The 17,715-nt window shown below is 55.6% G+C and carries 21 protein-coding genes; 11 read left to right on the top strand and 10 right to left on the bottom strand.

Annotated elements, in window-relative coordinates:
• Window positions 1-51: 51 nt before the first annotated feature.
• The 3 genes from FHJ80_RS12720 (at window position 52) to FHJ80_RS17325 (ending at window position 2,400) form a co-directional block, all read left to right on the top strand.
• Window positions 52-1,086 (top strand): hydrolase, encoded by a 1,035-nt coding sequence (locus FHJ80_RS12720; protein WP_139527650.1) that lies wholly within the window; start codon window positions 52-54, stop codon window positions 1,084-1,086.
• 39 nt (window positions 1,087-1,125) lie between these two features.
• The gene (locus FHJ80_RS12715; RefSeq protein WP_139527648.1) at window positions 1,126-2,127 is read left to right on the top strand and encodes an aldo/keto reductase; all 1,002 of its coding nucleotides are present in this window, start codon (window positions 1,126-1,128) and stop codon (window positions 2,125-2,127) included.
• A gap of 102 nt (window positions 2,128-2,229) precedes the next feature.
• Complete coding sequence (locus FHJ80_RS17325) at window positions 2,230-2,400, top strand: hypothetical protein (protein ID WP_168444447.1); 171 nt, start codon at window positions 2,230-2,232, stop codon at window positions 2,398-2,400.
• Window positions 2,401-2,490: 90 nt separating this feature from the next.
• Here the strand turns inward: FHJ80_RS17325 and FHJ80_RS12710 are convergent, their stop codons facing one another.
• Window positions 2,491-3,267 carry a dienelactone hydrolase family protein gene (locus FHJ80_RS12710; protein ID WP_139527647.1) on the bottom strand — a complete coding sequence of 259 codons (777 nt, stop codon included), beginning with the start codon at window positions 3,265-3,267 and terminating at the stop codon, window positions 2,491-2,493.
• A gap of 160 nt (window positions 3,268-3,427) precedes the next feature.
• On the opposite strand from FHJ80_RS12710, the gene FHJ80_RS12705 reads away from it, so the two are divergent.
• From FHJ80_RS12705 to FHJ80_RS12685, 5 genes are all read left to right on the top strand, one after another.
• On the top strand, window positions 3,428-4,108 hold the full coding sequence (locus tag FHJ80_RS12705; RefSeq protein ID WP_139527645.1) for a Bax inhibitor-1/YccA family protein: 681 nt from the start codon (window positions 3,428-3,430) through the stop codon (window positions 4,106-4,108).
• Between the two features lie 102 nt (window positions 4,109-4,210).
• Complete coding sequence (gene tusD, locus FHJ80_RS12700) at window positions 4,211-4,600, top strand: sulfurtransferase complex subunit TusD (RefSeq protein ID WP_139527643.1); 390 nt, start codon at window positions 4,211-4,213, stop codon at window positions 4,598-4,600.
• 11 nt (window positions 4,601-4,611) lie between these two features.
• The gene (gene tusC / locus FHJ80_RS12695; protein ID WP_139527640.1) at window positions 4,612-4,977 is read left to right on the top strand and encodes a sulfurtransferase complex subunit TusC; all 366 of its coding nucleotides are present in this window, start codon (window positions 4,612-4,614) and stop codon (window positions 4,975-4,977) included.
• Between the two features lie 12 nt (window positions 4,978-4,989).
• Window positions 4,990-5,280: a sulfurtransferase complex subunit TusB gene (gene tusB / locus FHJ80_RS12690; RefSeq protein ID WP_139527638.1), complete on the top strand. Its 291-nt coding sequence runs from the start codon at window positions 4,990-4,992 to the stop codon at window positions 5,278-5,280.
• A gap of 3 nt (window positions 5,281-5,283) precedes the next feature.
• Window positions 5,284-5,634, top strand: a complete 351-nt coding sequence (locus FHJ80_RS12685) for a TusE/DsrC/DsvC family sulfur relay protein (RefSeq protein WP_139527636.1) — start codon at window positions 5,284-5,286, stop codon at window positions 5,632-5,634.
• A 14-nt stretch (window positions 5,635-5,648) separates the two neighbouring features.
• Here the strand turns inward: FHJ80_RS12685 and FHJ80_RS12680 are convergent, their stop codons facing one another.
• Entirely contained in the window at window positions 5,649-6,281 is a 633-nt protein-coding gene (locus tag FHJ80_RS12680) for a helix-turn-helix domain-containing protein (protein ID WP_139527634.1), read from the bottom strand.
• Window positions 6,282-6,350: 69 nt separating this feature from the next.
• Window positions 6,351-7,292 carry a histone deacetylase family protein gene (locus FHJ80_RS12675; protein ID WP_139527633.1) on the bottom strand — a complete coding sequence of 314 codons (942 nt, stop codon included), beginning with the start codon at window positions 7,290-7,292 and terminating at the stop codon, window positions 6,351-6,353.
• A gap of 106 nt (window positions 7,293-7,398) precedes the next feature.
• Between FHJ80_RS12675 and FHJ80_RS12670 the strand changes: the two genes are divergently transcribed.
• Window positions 7,399-10,146 carry a bifunctional acetate--CoA ligase family protein/GNAT family N-acetyltransferase gene (locus tag FHJ80_RS12670; RefSeq protein ID WP_139527631.1) on the top strand — a complete coding sequence of 916 codons (2,748 nt, stop codon included), beginning with the start codon at window positions 7,399-7,401 and terminating at the stop codon, window positions 10,144-10,146.
• Window positions 10,147-10,215: 69 nt separating this feature from the next.
• Here FHJ80_RS12670 and pdxH read toward each other — a convergent pair whose 3' ends face one another.
• On the bottom strand, window positions 10,216-10,860 hold the full coding sequence (gene pdxH, locus FHJ80_RS12665) for a pyridoxamine 5'-phosphate oxidase (RefSeq protein WP_139527629.1): 645 nt from the start codon (window positions 10,858-10,860) through the stop codon (window positions 10,216-10,218).
• Between the two features lie 184 nt (window positions 10,861-11,044).
• Between pdxH and FHJ80_RS12660 the strand changes: the two genes are divergently transcribed.
• The gene (locus tag FHJ80_RS12660) at window positions 11,045-11,731 is read left to right on the top strand and encodes a cytochrome b/b6 domain-containing protein (RefSeq protein ID WP_139527628.1); all 687 of its coding nucleotides are present in this window, start codon (window positions 11,045-11,047) and stop codon (window positions 11,729-11,731) included.
• 6 nt (window positions 11,732-11,737) lie between these two features.
• Here the strand turns inward: FHJ80_RS12660 and FHJ80_RS12655 are convergent, their stop codons facing one another.
• From FHJ80_RS12655 to FHJ80_RS12645, 3 genes are read right to left on the bottom strand one after another with little or no spacing between them, the layout of a single operon-like run.
• Window positions 11,738-12,133, bottom strand: coding sequence for a DUF2069 domain-containing protein (locus tag FHJ80_RS12655; protein WP_139527626.1), 396 nt, complete (start codon window positions 12,131-12,133; stop codon window positions 11,738-11,740).
• On the bottom strand, window positions 12,130-12,759 hold the full coding sequence (gene wrbA / locus FHJ80_RS12650; protein ID WP_139527624.1) for an NAD(P)H:quinone oxidoreductase: 630 nt from the start codon (window positions 12,757-12,759) through the stop codon (window positions 12,130-12,132). Before wrbA ends, FHJ80_RS12655 begins: the two co-directional genes overlap by 4 nt.
• A gap of 8 nt (window positions 12,760-12,767) precedes the next feature.
• On the bottom strand, window positions 12,768-13,286 hold the full coding sequence (locus FHJ80_RS12645) for a gamma-glutamylcyclotransferase family protein (RefSeq protein WP_139527622.1): 519 nt from the start codon (window positions 13,284-13,286) through the stop codon (window positions 12,768-12,770).
• Window positions 13,287-13,420: 134 nt separating this feature from the next.
• Here FHJ80_RS12645 and smrA point away from each other — a divergent pair, with 134 nt between their 5' ends.
• Window positions 13,421-14,011 (top strand): DNA endonuclease SmrA, encoded by a 591-nt coding sequence (smrA, locus tag FHJ80_RS12640; RefSeq protein WP_139527620.1) that lies wholly within the window; start codon window positions 13,421-13,423, stop codon window positions 14,009-14,011.
• Between the two features lie 55 nt (window positions 14,012-14,066).
• Here the strand turns inward: smrA and FHJ80_RS12635 are convergent, their stop codons facing one another.
• The 3 genes from FHJ80_RS12635 to FHJ80_RS12625 all read right to left on the bottom strand — a co-directional run bounded on the left by FHJ80_RS12635 (window position 14,067) and on the right by FHJ80_RS12625 (window position 17,709).
• Window positions 14,067-14,609, bottom strand: coding sequence for a DUF934 domain-containing protein (locus tag FHJ80_RS12635; RefSeq protein ID WP_139527618.1), 543 nt, complete (start codon window positions 14,607-14,609; stop codon window positions 14,067-14,069).
• A complete protein-coding gene (locus FHJ80_RS12630; RefSeq protein WP_139527616.1) occupies window positions 14,596-16,254 on the bottom strand; it encodes a nitrite/sulfite reductase in 1,659 nt (552 codons plus the stop codon). Before FHJ80_RS12630 ends, FHJ80_RS12635 begins: the two co-directional genes overlap by 14 nt.
• A 120-nt stretch (window positions 16,255-16,374) precedes the next feature.
• Window positions 16,375-17,709, bottom strand: coding sequence for an MATE family efflux transporter (locus tag FHJ80_RS12625; protein ID WP_139527613.1), 1,335 nt, complete (start codon window positions 17,707-17,709; stop codon window positions 16,375-16,377).
• Window positions 17,710-17,715 lie beyond the last annotated feature (6 nt).

The following is a 17,715-nucleotide window of genomic DNA, read 5'->3' as shown; positions in this document are numbered from 1 at the left end:
ATCGAAAATTTGCTAAGCTGATCGACGATTTTCTCGGCGGGTACTCATGGCATGCGCTCTTCCCCTTTCACTTTTCGTCCAACGCGTTGGCTACCCGGCGGGCATCTGCAAACGCTGTATAGCCCTCTTTTTCGAGCCACGCCTCGGCTCCAGCGTCATCGAGAGCGTATCACACTGGAGGACGGCGATTTCATCGATCTGGACTGGTACGGGCCACGAGGGGAAGCGACGCGCTGCGCTATTCTACTCCATGGCCTCACCGGGAGCTCGTCATCGCTGTACATTCTAGGCCAGCAGCAGGCGCTGGCCCAGCAGGGTTGGCAAAGTGTGGCGGTCAATTGGCGCGGCTGCTCCGGCGAACCCAATCATCGAGCCCGTGGTTATCATTCCGGTGCCAGCGAAGACCTTGCCGATATCGTCACGCAGTTAGCCGCACGCTATCCGAATAAGCCGCTCGTGGCCGTGGGCTACTCCCTAGGCGGCAACGTGCTGTTGAAATATCTCGGTGAGACAGGCAGCCAAAGCATGCTCCGAGCCGCCGTGGCGGTATCGGTACCGTTTCGGCTGGACCACTGTGCCGAACGAATTCGCCATGGCTTCTCGAGGGTTTACCAGGCGCGATTTCTACGCGGTTTGCGTCATTATGTGGAATCCAAACAGAGAGCTTTCCGTACGCAGGGCCGAGAGCAAGAGCTTGAGCGTTTGACGTCTCTGGAAACGTTGGACGGAATGGAAACGTTTTGGGATTTCGACGGTCGCGTCACGGCCCCTTTGCACGGCTTTGCCAGCGCTGAGGAGTATTACCGACGCTGCAGTAGCGCCTTCTTCGTATCAGCCATTCAAGTGCCGACGCTGATCGTGCACGCCCAAGACGATCCCTTCATTTACCCGCACAGCGTACCCGAGGCCGATATGATACCAGAGTGTGTGACGCTGGAACTCTGGGCCAGTGGCGGCCATGTTGGTTTCATCGAGGGCGCCCCTTGGCGGCCGCGATATTATCTCGAACACCGCTTGCCGGATTGGCTGGGGACACAGGTGCCTGTTTGTGCAATCTTGCAGTCCAGGCAGACGATAGCGTCGTGATCTTTCTATTGATGGTCTGCCTATTGAGTGAGGAGTGGTATGTCAGCGTTTTATGATCGTTTGAAAGAAGTGGCCTCGCCGCGTATTGGGCTTGGCTGTATGAATTTATCCCATGGCTATGGGCAACACGTGCCCGAGCAAGCGGGCATACGAGCACTTAACGAGGCCTTCGAAATGGGATATCGCCATTTTGATACGGCCACGCTATATGGTGCGACGGCTAACGAGCGCTTGCTGGGTAAGGCGCTCGCGTCCAAACGGCAAGGATTCTTCTTGGCTAGCAAGTGCGGCATGGCCATGAACCCAGAGAGCGGCAAAAGAGTGATCGACGGGCGGCCCGAGACGCTGCGCCGCCAATGTGAAGAGAGCCTGGCGCGCTTGCAAACCGATCATCTGGATCTTTATTACCTTCATCGTATGGATCGCCAAGTGCCCATCGAGGAGAGTGTGGGCGCACTGGGGCGGCTGGTCGAGGAGGGTAAAATCAGGGCCGTCGGTCTTTCAGAAATTTCGGCCGACACGCTGCGTAAGGCGCACGCCGAGTATCCCATTGCGGCGGTGCAGTCCGAATACTCGCTATGGACGCGTAATCCCGAGATCGCCTTGAGCCAGACGTGCCAAATCCTAGGGACGGCGCTGGTGGCGTTTAGCCCTTTGGGTCGAGGGTTTCTCTCCGGCGCCATCGATGCCGATACCGTCTTTGCCGAAGGCGACATGCGCGCCGGAATGCCGCGTTTCAATGGCGATAATCGTCACCATAACCTCACGCTGCTGGCGCAGTTCACGGCCGTGGCAATCCGCTTGGAGATCACTCCCGCCCAGTTGGCGTTGGCGTGGGTAAAAGCGCAGGGAAGGCATGTCGTGCCGATTCCCGGAACACGCTCTGTCACCCATATGCGGGAAAATCTACGAGCTGAACAGCTGGTGTTGAGCGAGCCAGACCTTGCGCTGCTCAACGAAATGATGCGTCCCAACGACGTCGCTGGCGCGCGCTACAACGAAGCACAGCAGGCGGATATCGACACCGAAGAATTCGCCTAGTAGACGCGCCATTTATTTTGAGCGCCGCGTTGCTTTCTATTGGCCCTGCGCTACTATTCTCATCATTCAGACGAGCGTTTCGTCTGGCAAAGGGCCACGACCATGTTAAAAGGCTTAATCGTTTGTTTTGCGGTGTTGTTAGCACAGTTAAGCGTGCTGAGTATTATCGATGCGCGTCTTTATAACGCTCAAGATGCTCGCCAAGTCACGTCGACGGTCGTCACACCGCAAAAAGAAGAAGATGGCGACGATCACGAGCCGCCGCTGCTGTAAGCATTTCATGGCATACAAGCCGAGCCTTCGGGCATCGAACAAGGGTAGCATCAGCTACCCTTTTTTATTCGGTGACCTTCTACCGTGTGTCTACAGCATCTCCTCTAGCCACTGATTGAACGTTGCCCAGGACTGCTCATCGGCACGTGGGTGGTAACGATCGCTGCCGAAGACACTGAACGCGTGCGGTGCACCCGAATAGATGCCGACTTCATACGTCACTCCCGCGGCTTCCAGTTCCTCCGCTAGAGTTGCCACATCGTCTAGGCTCACTGCCTCATCAGCACCGCCATGAGCAATGAAAATCGGCGGCGTGTCACTTGAATAGGCTTGCCCATCGGGTGTGTCTAGTCCGCCATGGAAACTCGTGTAAGCAGCAATATCGTTGGCTTCGCCCGAGCGAGCGATCTCTAGGGCGACTGCACCACCAAAGCAATACCCCATGATGACCGCCTGTGTGGCGGCGCCTGATGCTCGTGCTTGATCGAGCCCTGCTAGTGTCAGCGTTCGCATGCGTTCGCGGTCTTGATAAAGGGCTTGTGTGGCTGCCTGCTTGTCTTCAGTGGCCTGGGGACGATTGCCTGCCCCAAATAGGTCGACGGCAAACGCATCGTATCCTTGCTCTGCAAGCATATCGGCGCGCTGTCGTTCGTAATCATCTATACCGTCCCAATCGTGGACGATGATGACGCTCCCCTTGGCGTTGTCGCCCCCTGAGATGAAATAGCCTTCGAAACGTTCGCCGTTTACATCGTAGCTAACGTCCTCTCCACTGGGCGTATACGCATTAGCCGTCGTGGCGAACGACAGCGACGCGAGTGTCAAAAGGCCGAAGCAAGTAAATGAAGTAGGAATTTTATGGCGCATGGATCTGTCCAAGTGGGTGTAGGAGTTAAAGCATAGTCAACCCAATCGAAAGGAGAGACACAAACGCGGATGTTTAGCGTGGAAGACTAAGACTTGCGTCTGGAACTAGCTAACGGCATCCTTGTCCGTTGATAGTATGACCACTAGGGAGCATAGATACATGGCTTTTAACGATTCGAACACGGCGAGAACGCAACCCCAGAGTGTGGTGAGCGGCGCTAGTGCCAACAAGGTGTTACGCAACACTTACGCTCTTTTGGCGATGACACTGCTGTTTTCGGCTGTCACGGCGGGCGCTTCTGTGGCCATGGGTATCCAGCAGATGAACATTTTCGTGTTCTTCATTGGGGCTTATGGCTTGATGTTCTTGGTCCACAAGACCGCCAACTCCGCGGCAGGTCTGCTGGCAACCTTTGCGTTTACGGGCTTCATGGGGTTTACCCTAGGGCCGATTATTTCTGCCTATTTGACGCTGCCTAACGGTGGCGCGTTGATCATGAACGCTCTGGCCATGACCGGCCTGACGTTCATTGGCCTGTCTGCTGTGGCGCTGACGACCAAAAAAGACTTCAGCTTCTTGAGTAATTTCCTGATGGCGGGTGCCATCGTGCTGATCCTCGCCATGGTGGCGGGTATCTTCTTCAACATCCCCGCGCTGTCGCTAATGGTGTCTGCAGGTTTCGTGCTATTTGCGTCTGCCGCGATCCTCTATCAAACGAGTGAAATCGTGCACCGCGCTGGTGAAACGAACTACATCCTCGCCACGGTGACGCTCTACGTCTCTATCTACAATCTGTTCGTCAGCCTGCTCTCTATTCTGGGTATCATGAGCAACGACTGATCGTTAGCATGCAGGCTGTCACTTGACGCGGCATCCCCAACAGACAACAGACCCTACTAGGTAGGGTCTGTTTTTTTCACGGGTTCAGTAAGAGACGATACAATGGAGTACGGCTTATTGGTCATGGGCGCGCCTTACGCCAGTGCAGCACCGCACTCGGCACTTCGCTTTGCCAAGGCGCTCATTGATACAGGTCACCGAGTGGCGGGAATTTTCTTCTATCAAGAGGGAGTTCATAACGCTTCACAGTTAATGACTCCGCCACAAGACGAACTCAACATGCGTGATGCGTGGATTGCGTTGCACCACGAGCATGGCGTTGCACTGGAAGTATGCATTGCTGCCGCGCTGCGCCGGGGGATAATGAGCGAGACCGAGGCCAAGCGCCATGGCCAAACGCACTTCAACCTACAAGCGCCGTTCGAATTGACCGGCCTGGGGCAATTGCTCGCCCTTCAACAGCGTTGCGATCGTGTGATCACTTTTGCGTAGGGAGCAGTACGATGAGTCATGAACAAGAGCGGCTGGTGATCATTCGTCATGCGCCGTATAGCTCCAATGCCCTGCGAGAGGGGCTGGACGTGGCTTTGGTAGCGGCCGCGTTTGGCCAAACGGTCAGTCTACTGTTTCTTGGGCAGGGTGTACTGGCCCTGCTAAAAGAGCAAAAAACGGGTGCGCCAGGGCAGAAGGCGACGCTACCGACCATCGATATGCTGGAGATGTACGACATCGATCAACTGTTAGTGGCACAAAGCGCGCTGGATGCGCTGCACTTGCAAGTCGACCAGCTAGTAGAGGGGGCGACTGTAGTGGCCGACGAGGGGTTGCCCGAGTTGTTACATCGCCACTCTCAAGTGATGAATTTTTGAAAGGGCAGCGCCATGTTACATATTTTGAACAAGCCCACGCATAGCGAGCCCGCAGAACAGATGCTCCTCACCGTTGCCGACGGCGATAGTATTTTGCTCATCGAAGATGCCGTTCAAGCGTTACTGCACGTTAATTGGCGGGGCTGGCACCTGGAAAATGATATCCACGTGTTCATATTGGAGGAAGACGCAATATCTCGGGGTGTATATCCAGCTTCCCCCGTTCCTCAAGATCGATGGCTGGATATGAGAGGGTTTGTTGCGTTGACCGAGCAGCATACGAAGATTTTATCGTGGTACTGACTAATGAACGATACAAGTTTATACCGTTATCTCGATGCAACCCAAAAAGTTAAAATAGACCCTGAGGGCTATTTAGTTAAGCAAAGCGACTGGGACCATAGCGTTGCCGCGTTATTAGCTGCGGATGAAGGGCTAGCACTGACGGAGGAGCATTGGGAGCTCATTCGTGTGGTTCGGGATTTTTATACGCGCTACGAAATGGCGCCGGCGATGCGCCCATTGGTCAAAGCCACCAAGCAAGCCCTAGGCGAGGAAAAAGGGCGCTCGGTCTATTTGATGCGTTTATTCCCCGGCAGCCCGCCAAAACGTTTGGCTCGTATTGCTGGGTTACCTAAGCCAACGAACTGTCTATAGCCGACTGAACAGGGTTATACCAGATCGCCGCGGGTGCATACTGATAGCACGACCGCATCTTCTTGGCTGGTAGAGACTAGGGCGTGGCCCATGTCACTGTCAAAGTAGATACTGTCTCCTTCCGCTAGCACTAACGGAGCATAGAATTCCGTATAAAGCATGATGTCGCCGTGCAGTACCATCAAAAACTCTTCGCCATCGTGCCGTACCCACTGATGATATTCGTCAAAGCTGCGTGCTCGAACGATCGTTTTAAATGGGATCATGCGCTTTTGCGCGAGCTGATGGCCCAGCAGTTCATGTTCGTAAGTTGGGGTAGGGTGCAGTTGGCCTTTTCCTTTACGCGTCAGATCGCGACGTCCCATGGTGTAGCGCTCGCGCTTGGGAGGCGTAAAAAGCTGCGGTAGATCGATATCGAGACCGCTCATTAGCTTCTGTACTACGCTGAACGTTGGCGAGACTTGGTCGTTCTCGATTTTAGAAAGCGTAGAACGAGCAATACCGGTGCGCTGGCTCACGTCCTCCAGCGTCCATTGATTAGCTAGTCGAATCTGTTTGAGCCGTTCGCCCAACCGTAGTGGTTCGACGAACGGCTTTCGCCCTGACGCGATGCGCAGCGCTGCGTGCTCTTCAGAAGTGGCGGTCATAACGGTCACGTGAGGTAGAGGGCAACATGAACGCCGCATGGTACCACAGCTCTTGCGCTCAGGGCGCCACTAGGGAGCATCGGTGAAGGGGAGTCCCAAAAGCGCTTTGATATGCGCCTCGGCGCTGCTGGCAAGGGAGGTTGGGTTGTAACCTCCCTCTAGTACGGACACGACGCGATTGTCGGCATAAAGCGCCGCAATTTCCATGGCCAGGTGCGTTACCCAATAGAAGTCTTCATCTTCTAAGCAAATATCGCCCATTGGGTCCTCTTTATGAGCATCGAACCCTGCCGATAACATTACCAGGTCGGGTTTGAAGGCATGCAGTGCGGGGAGCCAATGACGTTCGATGACCCGTCGATACTCTTCACTGCCGGTACCGACTTCCAGCGGGGTATTCACCACGTTTTGCCATTCGCTGCGCAAGTAACGCCAAGGATAAAACGGGTATTGAAAGCTGGTGCAAATGAGCACGTCTGGATCGTTCTTAAAAATGTCGATGGTGCCGTTGCACTGGTGAACATCGAAATCGAGAATGGCGATCCGTCGAGCACCATAGGTTGCTTTTGCATGAGCGGCCCCCACGGCAATGTTGTTGTAAAAGCAGAAGCCCATGGCATCGGCTGCTTCGGCATGGTGGCCGGGGGGGCGCACGGCGCAAAAGACGTTATCCGCTTGCCGTTTGAACACCTGATCCACGCCCCGAATGACGGCACCTGCGGCTACACGCGCTGCTTTCAAGCTATCCGGGTTCATCATGGTGTCGCTATCCAGCGTCACGATTCCTTCGCTAGGCAGGCATTTCTCCAAGGCATGAAGGTGGCGCAAAGGATGAACTCTGGCTAACGCCTCGTCACTCGCCTCTTTGGCATCACCCTGCATGGTTTGCTGTAACAGTCCAGAAAGTGACAGGCGCGCCCGAATCGCCTCTAGCCGCAAGGGACTTTCAGGGTGCTCTGGCCCCATATGATGCAATACGCAGTCGGGGTGGGTAAGGTAGGCAGTGATCATTCGAGCGCTCCGGTAACGTTAGCATCACCTTAATCGCCTCGAGGGCTTGCGCGACAGTGTCAATAAGTCGTACACATTAGTCATTCATGTCAGAGGGAGACGCATCGTGAGCACACGCTTTCTGCATCATTTTTTCGAACCTCGCTCGGTGGCGGTGTTCGGTGCCTCTGAAAAGCCAGAATCTTTGGGTGGTTTGGTGTTGGGCAACCTGCAAGATGGCCAATTCAGAGGCAAGCTCTGGGCCGTTAACCTGAAAGGTTATGAAAAGGTGTTTGGCGTAGATTGCGTACGTACAGTGGAGGAACTGCCCGACATTCCTGATCTCGCCGTCGTGTGTTCGCCCATTGAGGGCGTTCCCAGACTGATTAAAAAGTTGGGTAAGTACGGTGTGAAGGCGGCTTTGGTGCTTTCCGGGGGTGCGTACCTAGACCGTGAGGAGGGCAGCAAGGGGTCGATACGCCAGCGCATGCTGCAGGCTGCCCGTGAATCCGGCATCCGCGTTCTAGGCCCGGAGTGTATGGGGCTAATCGTACCGGGAAAAAAACTCAATGCTTCGTATGCCAGCCAGCCGATCAAGGCGGGGCGCGTGGCATATCTAGGCCAATCAGGAATGCTGGCCAATGCGATGATCGACTGGGCAGCGGGCCGAGATGTGGGCTTCTCTCACCTCATTACCGTTGGCGATAGTGTCGATGTGTTATTGCCGGATCTCATCGACTACGTCAATCAGTATTCGCCTGCGCAAGCGATTCTTCTACATCTCGAGCGGGTGACGGATGCCCAGCACTTTATGACGTCTGTCCGGGATGCCTCACGCAACCGACTCGTGGTGGCGATCAAAAGTGGTCGCACCGCTCAGTCGGACATATCTGGTATGCCGCCCACGCCGGGCATTGCCAATCGCGATGTCGTGTTCGATGCCGCCTTTGCACGTGCCGGCGTGGTGCGTGTCAACGATTCGGATGAAATGCTCGATGCCCTAGAAACGCTGTCACGTATGAAACCGCTACGCGGTGATCGCTTGGCAATCGTCTCCAATGGACTTGGGCCTGCCATGCTGGCCATCGATAAGTTAATTAGCGCGGGTGGCAAGCTGGCTGAATTCAGCCCCGAAACCCAAGCGGCGTTACATAAAAGTCAAGTCGATATGAGCAAGCCCGGCGAAAACCCGGTGGACTTGGGCGGAAACGCGACTCCGGAGCGGTTTGTTGAGGCGCTGCAAATCGTCACCGCTGACCCGAACGTCGATGCCGTCCTAGTCGTTCATGCACCTACACGTTTAGCGCCTTCCCAGGTCACGGCCCAAGCGCTCATCGATCACCGTCGCTCTTTCAAACGTAATTTACTCACGAGTTGGATGGGTTTGAAAGAGGCGCTCAATGCGCGACATGTCTGCAACCTCGCGGGTATTCCTACCTATACGTCACCTGAAAAAGCGGTGAAGGCCTTTATGCATATGGTGGATTATCAGCGCGTTCAGGCGTTGCTGCATGAAATACCGCCCAGCCTGCCGTTTTCCACGAGCCCAGAGATTCGCGCCGAGTGTCGTGCGCTGATCAAGCAAGCAAAAGAACAGGGCCGCCAAACTCTCGCTCACTCTGAAACCGCCCAAGTATTGGAAGCTTATGGTATACCCACTGCCCCCAGCGCCTACGTGAACTCACCAGAAGAAGCCTTGGTGGTCGCCGAACGCTTTCCAGGACCAAAGGCGCTGAAAGTGGTTCACGAAGGAAACTGTCGGCCGTATCGCTACCGCAAGCATCCGCATAAGATTTCCGCTGGGTTACTGCAAGATTTAGAGACGCCCGAACAAGTCGCCGACGGGGTGAGGCAATTAGGCGATAAAGTGCAGGAGAAATTTCCCGAGCATGCCATTCGCGAATACTGTTTGCAGCCGATGCAGCGGGGCAAACATTCGATGCAGATTTGTGCAGGCATCACCCGGGACCCGGTATTTGGGCCGCTGATCGTGTTTGGTATCGGGGGCTATAAGGTCAACGTGTTGGCTGACCGGCAGGTGGCGTTGCCCCCGCTCAATATGAGCCTCGCCTCCGACGTCGTGGGGCGCACCCATGCGGCCTCTTTGATCCGCGAGCACTCCGCCGACCCCGAGCGGGATATCCAGCATCTATGTCAGTTGCTAGTCAAACTTTCCCAAATGGCGTCGGATTTGACCGATTTACGTGGCCTGGAGCTCAATCCATTGCTGTTGAACCGCGACGGTATGTTGGCAGTGGATTTTGCCATGGATCTGGGGCACCCCGCGCGTTTTGCGATCATGCCGTACCCGGAAGAGCTTCGTCAGTGGGTGACGTTGAAAAATGGCTGGCAGGTAGAAGTGCGACCCATCCGCGCAGAGGATGCACCACTGATCACCACCTTTCACCGGCAGCTCTCAGAGGAGAGCATCCGTTTCCGCTACTTCCATAACAAGTCGAACCTTACCCAGCGCGACTTGTCGATTTTGTCGCATATCAACTATGACCGTCAGATGGCATTCATCGCCGAGCATCAGCACGATGATGGCAGTAAGGAGATGTTGGGGGTGGTTCGGGTATGGAACGACCCTGACAATATCCGCACCGAGTTCTCCGTGATCATTCGGGATGATCTTCAGGGACTGGGCATTGGCAGTCTACTGATGAAGAAAATGATCGACTACTGCACCAGTATAGGCACGCTCGAAATGATCGGTAAGATCATGGTGGATAATCACCCCATGCGAGCGTTGATGAAACATCTTGGTTTTCGTTGCCGTTACAATATGGAAGAGCAGGTGATCGATGCCGTACTGCGACTGAATGAACCCGACAGCGAGTGGCAGCGCCATCGTTTGGAGAGTCAACCGGATTGACCCTTCCAATGAACGGTCTGTGGCTTGTCACCCGCAGACCGTTTGAGTGTTACGTCTTGCGCCTGGGCATCAGGGCGCTAAACGGAAGCGGCTCCACTCACCGCCGTCGCGCCGTTCGTAGCGCAGTCGGTCGTGCAAGCGGCTGGGCTGCCCCTGCCAAAACTCGATCATTTCCGGGTTTACCCGATAGCCTCCCCAGTGAATAGGGCGGGGAATATCCTGGCCTTCATAAGCTTGTTCGAAGCGCTTTTGACGCTCTTCGATCCAGTTCCTGTCAGGAATCACCACGCTTTGGGTGGCAATCCAAGCACCGAGCTGACTACCGCGTGGGCGACTGGCAAAGTATTCATCCGACTCTTCGGCGGAAACTTGCTCCACCGGGCCCTCTATCCGCACTTGACGTGATAGAGACGGCCACCAAAAGGTGAGAGCGGCATAGGGCACATTGCTCAGCTCGCTACCTTTATGGCTATGATAGTTGGTGAAAAACACCATGCCTCGCTCGTCGAACCCTTTCAGCAGCACAACGCGTGCATGGGGACGACCCTGACTGTCGACCGTAGAGAGCGTCATGGCATTGCCATCTTTACCTTCGCTGTCAAGGGCCAGACTGAACCACTCATCGAACGTCACGAATGGGTCGTCGGAGGTGTGCGTTTCGTCCAAACGCCCGCCCTCGTAGTCACGCCTGACGTCGGCAATGTTACGTGTCATCGGTGAAGCTCCCCTGAGGTGATAAATTACATTGAGGTCATGTTCGCTGGTCTAACGCTAAAGCTCAAGTGTTGTTCGTTCAGGATGGCCCAGTGACACAGCGTTGGAGCGCTCGCGGAATCCTTCTATGAGAATATTGCCATAAATGCGAAAATATACCCGTACGAAGATTGAGGATAGCGCGATGCAGAGCCGCACGACACGCATAGCCGTATGGGATGCGTTCATTCGCTTGTTTCATTGGTCCCTGCTGGCAGCGGTGATTATTTCTTTCTACACCACTAAAACAATGGGTCAGCCCTTTCTATTTCCGCTGGAAGTACATGCTCAGGCGGGCTATTTGATCATTGGGTTACTCGTTTTTCGCTTGATCTGGGGCTGGATGGGCACCCCTTATGCTCGCTTTAGTACGTTCGTATATGGCCCTAGGACTACCGCACGCTATAGCAAAGCGCTAATGGCACGGCGCGCATCTCCCTACGCCAGCCATAATCCGCTCGGCGGGTGGATGGTCGTGCTGTTGCTAGTGTCGCTTGGATTTCAAGCGTTAAGTGGGCTGTTCTTGAGCGATGATATTTTCTTTCAGGCACCGCTTTACGGAGTGTTAGGCGCTAACATGGGCGATCTGCTCGCTCAGTTACACTCACTCAATAGCGATCTACTGTTAGTGTTGATTGGTTTGCATGTCGCAGGGCTACTTTGGCACACGCTACAAGGCGAGCGGCTCATTCCCGCCATGTTGACGGGAGTGAAAAGATTTCATAGCCCGCCCGTCGACGCAAAACCCGTCTCGTCGCGCAGGCAAACTTGCTACGCCGTTGGGGCGCTGCTGATCGCAGCAGGCGTCAGTGGCTGGCTATGGTTTTATTGATATCGTTTAACCGTTAAGACGGAGTTGTCGGCTTCGAAAGCGCGCGTAGCCCATGCAGCCCGTAAAGAGCGCCAGCGATACAAGCGCTTCTAATACGCCTCTCATTCCCTGTTCTGGCAAGGTCGCCAACATCACACCCTGGGTGAAGTAGAGCAAGCTGACGAAGGCAAGCCAAGCGTGCCCACGGGCACGTTGACCAATGATCGATGGCAAGAACAGCACCAAAGGCAAAATGAACGCCACCACGGGTCGCCAATTGAACGTTTCGCCCTGTACGAAGAAGCCACGATAAATCACCAGCAGAAGCAGCACGCCAAAACTGACGAGCACTAACAGTCGTGCTTGTCGCGTCAACGTGTCGAGTCCGTGTTTATCTTCCAGCGTCTCTAACCACTGTCTCATGATGACGACGTCTCCTGGCGCATTTTATGTAAGGCTAACGCGAGTTTGGCGAGCCGTCTTCCTTGTGCTTGGCACAACGCTCGTTCGTGCTCGTCAACCGGTCGGTCACTGCGTGTGCCAGCCACATGGCTGGCCCCGTAAGGCGTGCCGCCATGCTGAGTGCTCAGTAATTCCGTCTCGCTGTAGGGGATGCCCGCATAGACCATACCGTGATGCAAAAGTGGCACCAGCATGGTCAGCAACGTGCTTTCTTGGCCGCCATGCAAGCTAGACGTCGAGGTAAACGCACAGGCGGGCTTGTCGATTAGCGCGCCGTTCATCCAAAGACTGCTAGTGGTGTCGAGAAAAAACTTGAGTGGCGCGGCCATATTGCCAAAGCGCGTAGGGCTACCCAACGCTAGTGCGCTGCAGTGGCGTAAATCGTTCAGGTCGGCGTAGACTGCCCCTTCAGCGGGAATCTCTGGGTCGACGGCTTCACAGGTGGGGGAAACCGAAGGTACCGTGCGCAGTCGCGCTTCTATACCGGGAATGCTCTCGACGCCCGCTGCTAGTTGGCGGGCCATGTCTGCCGTAGCTCCTGAACGGGAGTAATACAGAATCAAGACAAAGGGCTTGGCTTCACTCATGACGTATCCTAATTGGTGGGCAGAGCGACCAGGCGTTGAGCGGTCACTGGCAACGCCTCATATGGTAACAGAGCTATCCCATTGGCAGGAGCGCTATCCATCAGGCTGACTTCCGGAAGCCGAACATAAACCCATGCTGTGGTGCCATCGGCCAGTGTCTGCTCTATGCGCTCATAGCGAATGCCGAGCCGTTCATAACGATCGAGGCGCTCGAGCGCGCGTGGTGACACGGTCAACAATAGACCATCGACATGGCTATGATCACTCGGCGAGAGATCCAATCCATGACGCTCGAACCCTTCCAGGCGTGCCGGCTCTGGCGAGCCTGAGTCTCCCATGACAATCCAACGAACCGGCCAATAACGTAGCGTGCCGTAAACGAATACTTGGTGGGTGCGCTGTTCGATCGTGGGCAGCTCATCAGGCCGTTCATAGAACCATGGGCTGAGCATGGTCAGCCAGAGCCAAGCGGTCACGCCTACCGCGCCAGCCAGCAACCCGACGCTTAATCGCTTTCCCCAGCTCATATCTCTTTCCTTGGTGATAGGTAGATGTATAGGGTGCAGAACGGCCTGTGATAAGACAAGTCTTAAGCAGTGTCGGTGATTTTGCTAAGATACATTACGCTGTCTAGGCCTAGACCCTATCGGAGGAGCCTGTTATGAGCCAGTCACTTCGTGATGAAATGGACTTCCGCGCGTTAGTGGGTGATGTGAAGCCACTGCCAAAGCGCAATCGTGCAGATACAGGTCCCCAACGTCAGCGGCCATCGGAAGCACAGTTGGCCAGACGCGAAAGCGCCGAAGAGCGTTTGGATGAGCGTAACTTTCTCTCGGACGATTTCGTCGATTTACTGCCACCTTTCGATCCTATCGAGTTTCGCCGTGAAGGTATTCAACAAGGGGTGGTCGACAAATTGAAGCATGGCGGATATAGCGTGCAAGCACAGCTTCATCTGCTTCGCCGACCGCTAGCAGAGTGTCGACGCATGCTCTTTCCCTTTATTCAGGAGGCCTATGCCCACGACCTTCGCTCGGTAATGGTCGTTCATGGGCGAGGACGGGAGGTGGACAGCCCGGCCAACGTGTTGCGCTCCTATATCGCCAAGTGGCTCGCTCAGTTCGATGAGGTGCAGGCTTACGTGTCTGCCCAGCCCTCTGAAGGCGGGCTCGGCGCTACCTGGATCATGCTACGCAAAAGCGACCGTGCTAAAGCCAATAATCGCGAGCGCCAGCAGAAACGGCGCGGCTAAACAAAAAACGCCGACAAAGGCATGCCCTTGTCGGCGTTAGCGATGCAGCTTGTCTTTAGTGGGTAGTGGCTAAACGCTTTTCGAAGAGCGCCTGGCGTACTTCTACGTCGGTCTGGTACCGGACGCTAAACGCATTGAGGGCGCGCAGAGCATCTTCTGGGTGCTGATCATCTCGTAATGCCATGGTCGAAAAACCGCAGCGACGCATGTAATCCAACTGATCGACCAGAACGTCACCTACCGCACGTATCTCTCCCGTAAACCCGTAACGTTCTCTGAGTAGGCGGGCAATGGTGTACCCACGCCCGTCGGTGAAAGCGGGGAAGTCGACGGCGACGGCGGGTGCTGCCTTTAGTTCACTAGCCAGCTCAGCGTTGAGCTCTGTGTCGCTCGCTAGCAGCGGTGCCAGTTCTGTATCAGCCTGGTTGTTCTGCCATAGCGCAAGGGGGACGAAGGCAGGGCGCTGCTCGGGCAGTGTTTGCGCATCGTAGGAGACGCACCAAGCATTTTCCGCGGCCAGTTCGCCGTTGTCGATCAAGTGATCGACGTGGACCGGGGTCTGTTCCATTGCCTCGACTTGGGTATCATTGCTGGGCATAAACACGCTCCTTGAAGGGTTTTAGGCCAATACGGCGATACGTATCCAGAAAGCGCTCATCTTCGTGACGTTCGGCTACGTAAACTTCGAGCACCTTCTCGACCACGCCCGGCACGTCCTCACGGAAGAAAGAGGGGCCCAGAATTTTACCCAGTGAGGCGTCATCCGTTGAATTACCGCCAATCGAGACTTGGTAATACTCTTCGCCTTTTTTATCCACGCCAAGAATGCCGATATGGCCAACGTGGTGGTGTCCGCAGGCATTCATGCAGCCTGAGATGTTGAGATCCAGGGGCCCCAGGTCGTACAGGAAATCCAAATCTTCGAAGCGCTCTTGTAACGCCTGAGCAATGGGAATGGAGACCGCATTGGCAAGACTGCAGTAGTCGCCACCAGGGCAGCAGATGATGTCGTTCAGCGTGCCTACAGTGGGGTTGGCCATTCCCAGGGCATCCAGTTCTTTCCAAAGCGCTTCGAGCTCGTCGACTGGCACGTCGGATAGCACCAAATTCTGTTCGTGAGTCACCCGCACTTCGCCAAAGCTGTAGCGGTCGGCGAGGTCGGCCACGGCGTCCATCTGGTCGGCAGTCACGTCACCTGGAGCATGCTCGCGGCGCTTCAGCGACAGTGTGACCGCTTTATACCCCGGCACTTTGTGGTCGGTCACATTATTGGTGACGAAACGCGCAAAGCTGCGATTGTCACGACGCAGTTGGTCGAACGCTTCCACCGAGCTGTCGGCCACCGGGCGGCGCTCAGGCTCGGGGAAGTGCGCTTTGGCCGCGTCGACGGCGGCTTGATTCAGTGTCTGGGGGCCATCTTTCAAATGCGCCCACTCTTCGTCGACACGTCGGCGGAACTCTTCGATACCGAGTGCCTTCACCAATATTTTGATACGCGCCTTGAACTTGTTGTCACGGCGACCGAACTGGTTATAAACCCGCACGCACGCTTCGAGATAGGTCAGCAGGTGCTGCCAGGGCAGGTCCTCACGCACCACGTCGCCAATCATCGGCGTGCGGCCTAAACCGCCACCCGCCAATACTTTGACGCGAAGCTCGCCGTCAGCGTTGCGCCACAAGCGCAGGCCAATGTCATGAACCTGAATCGCTGCCCGATCTTGGGCGGCGCCGCTGACGGCAATTTTGAATTTGCGCGGCAGGTAAGCAAACTCGGGGTGCAGCGTCGACCACTGGCGGATCAGCTCGCACCAGGGGCGGGGGTCTTCGACTTCATCGTTGGCAATCCCCGCAAACTGATCGCTGGTGGTATTGCGAATACAGTTACCGCTGGTTTGGATGGCGTGCATCTGCACTTTGGCCAGCTCGGCCAAGATATCCGGCACGTCTTCCAGTGCAGGCCAGTTGAGCTGCAGGTTTTGTCGCGTGGTGAAGTGGCCGTAGCCGCGGTCGTAGCGGCGAGTGATCTCGGCCAAAGCACGCAGCTGATGACCCGCCAGCATGCCGTAGGGAATGGCAATACGCAGCATCGGCGCATGCCTTTGAATGTACAGGCCGTTTTGCAGCCGCAGCGGGCGAAACTCTTCTTCTCCCAAACGACCGGCTTGGTAGCGCTCCATCTGATCGCGGAATTGCGCTACGCGCTCGTCAACCAGCGTTTGGTCGTGAATATCATAACGGTACATGTGGCACGATCCTGCTAAAAGCGAAATGGTCACGTCAAGACGGACGGTAATGTACCGTCACTCTAACGCGGGCGTCATATTCTACAAAAGAATATATAATTATCTTTTTATCGTTAAATGCTATTTAAACTGTGAGTGAGTGTCATGGACTAACCAGCGGCGGCGCTGCCACACCCATAAAAAGCCAGTGGAGTTGAGCAGCCGGTAAAAGAGCTGTGTCAACCAGACCCCGACTAACCCGTAACCGAGCCAAATACCGACCCACCACGCCAGAGGTAAAAAGAGTAGCCACTGCATCCCTAGCGTGAGCAGCATGACGGTACGCTGAGCACCAGCGCCCATCAACGCCTGCGCCAGTACTAGCGCGGCGGCGTCGAACACGATCATCAGGCCAGTAATTTGCAGGGGCAGTCTCCCTAACTGAACCAACGCTTCATTGGTAAAGAAAATGCCTAGAATCGTGTCGGGTATCACCAGCATTGGTAACGCTAAAACAGTCAGCAGCATACCGGCAACGCTCAAGGCGTCAATGCCCCAGCGGTGTGCCGCCTGCCGATCGTCACGGCCCAGCGCCTCGCCGACAAGACTCATGGCCGCCACTCCAACGCCCACGCCTGGTAAAATCAGCAGTAGAGATAGATTCACTAAGACATGACCGACCGCAACGCTCGGCGTGCCGAGTTTACCCAGTAGCCAAAAGAGCACGACATAACCAGCGGCAAACCAAAGCTGCTGTAGCGAATGGGGAAACGCTAGCGTCAGCGTCGACAAAATGCTCTGCCAGGAGGGTATCGAAAGCGCGTTCGGCTGACGCTGTCGCCACGTGATGCCCCCCCAGATCCCCAGTCCCAAGAGCAGTGACAAGGTCGTACCGATGGCGGCTCCGTTCACCCCTAAGCCTGGCAGTCCAGCGACCCCATAAATGAGAGCCGCGCTCAGTGCAACGTTAGTTGTGTGGACGACGACGATGATACGAAGGTAGAGGTGCGTTTGCTGTCGCCCGTTCCAGTAGCCGCGCAGGCATAGCGTCAGCGCGATGGCGGTCAGTGCGACGATCCGCAAGCGAAAGTAGTCGACGGCAATGTGCGTGACCGCTTGCGAGGGAGCAATCCATCGGATTAGCTCCGGCGCCTGCCACCAAGCGATGCAAGAGATGGGTAAACCGACAGCCACACCAATGACTAACCCGGACCCTAGGGGACGTGTAAGACAACTTTGATTGGCACCTACTGCCTGGGCGGTTTGCGACTGGACGCTGGAAGAGAGACCGAACACCAGCGCTGTCATCATGAACATGGCATAGCCGCCGAGTCCGACCCCTGCCAACGCCTCTTGTCCCAGATGACTCACTAGGGCAGCATCGATCAAGTTGAGCACGCTCTGAGAAAGCATGCCCAACATGATCGGAAGGGCCAGACGCATGACCTTACCTTGACGGCGCACTACCGGCGTCATGAATGA

Origin of the sequence: Halomonas sp. BL6 (assembly GCF_006228115.1) — a bacterium.
GTDB classification, from domain to species: Bacteria; Pseudomonadota; Gammaproteobacteria; order Pseudomonadales; family Halomonadaceae; genus Vreelandella; species Vreelandella piezotolerans.
Note: the sequence above shows the minus strand (reverse complement) of the source record. Positions and strands in the feature narration are given on the sequence as shown.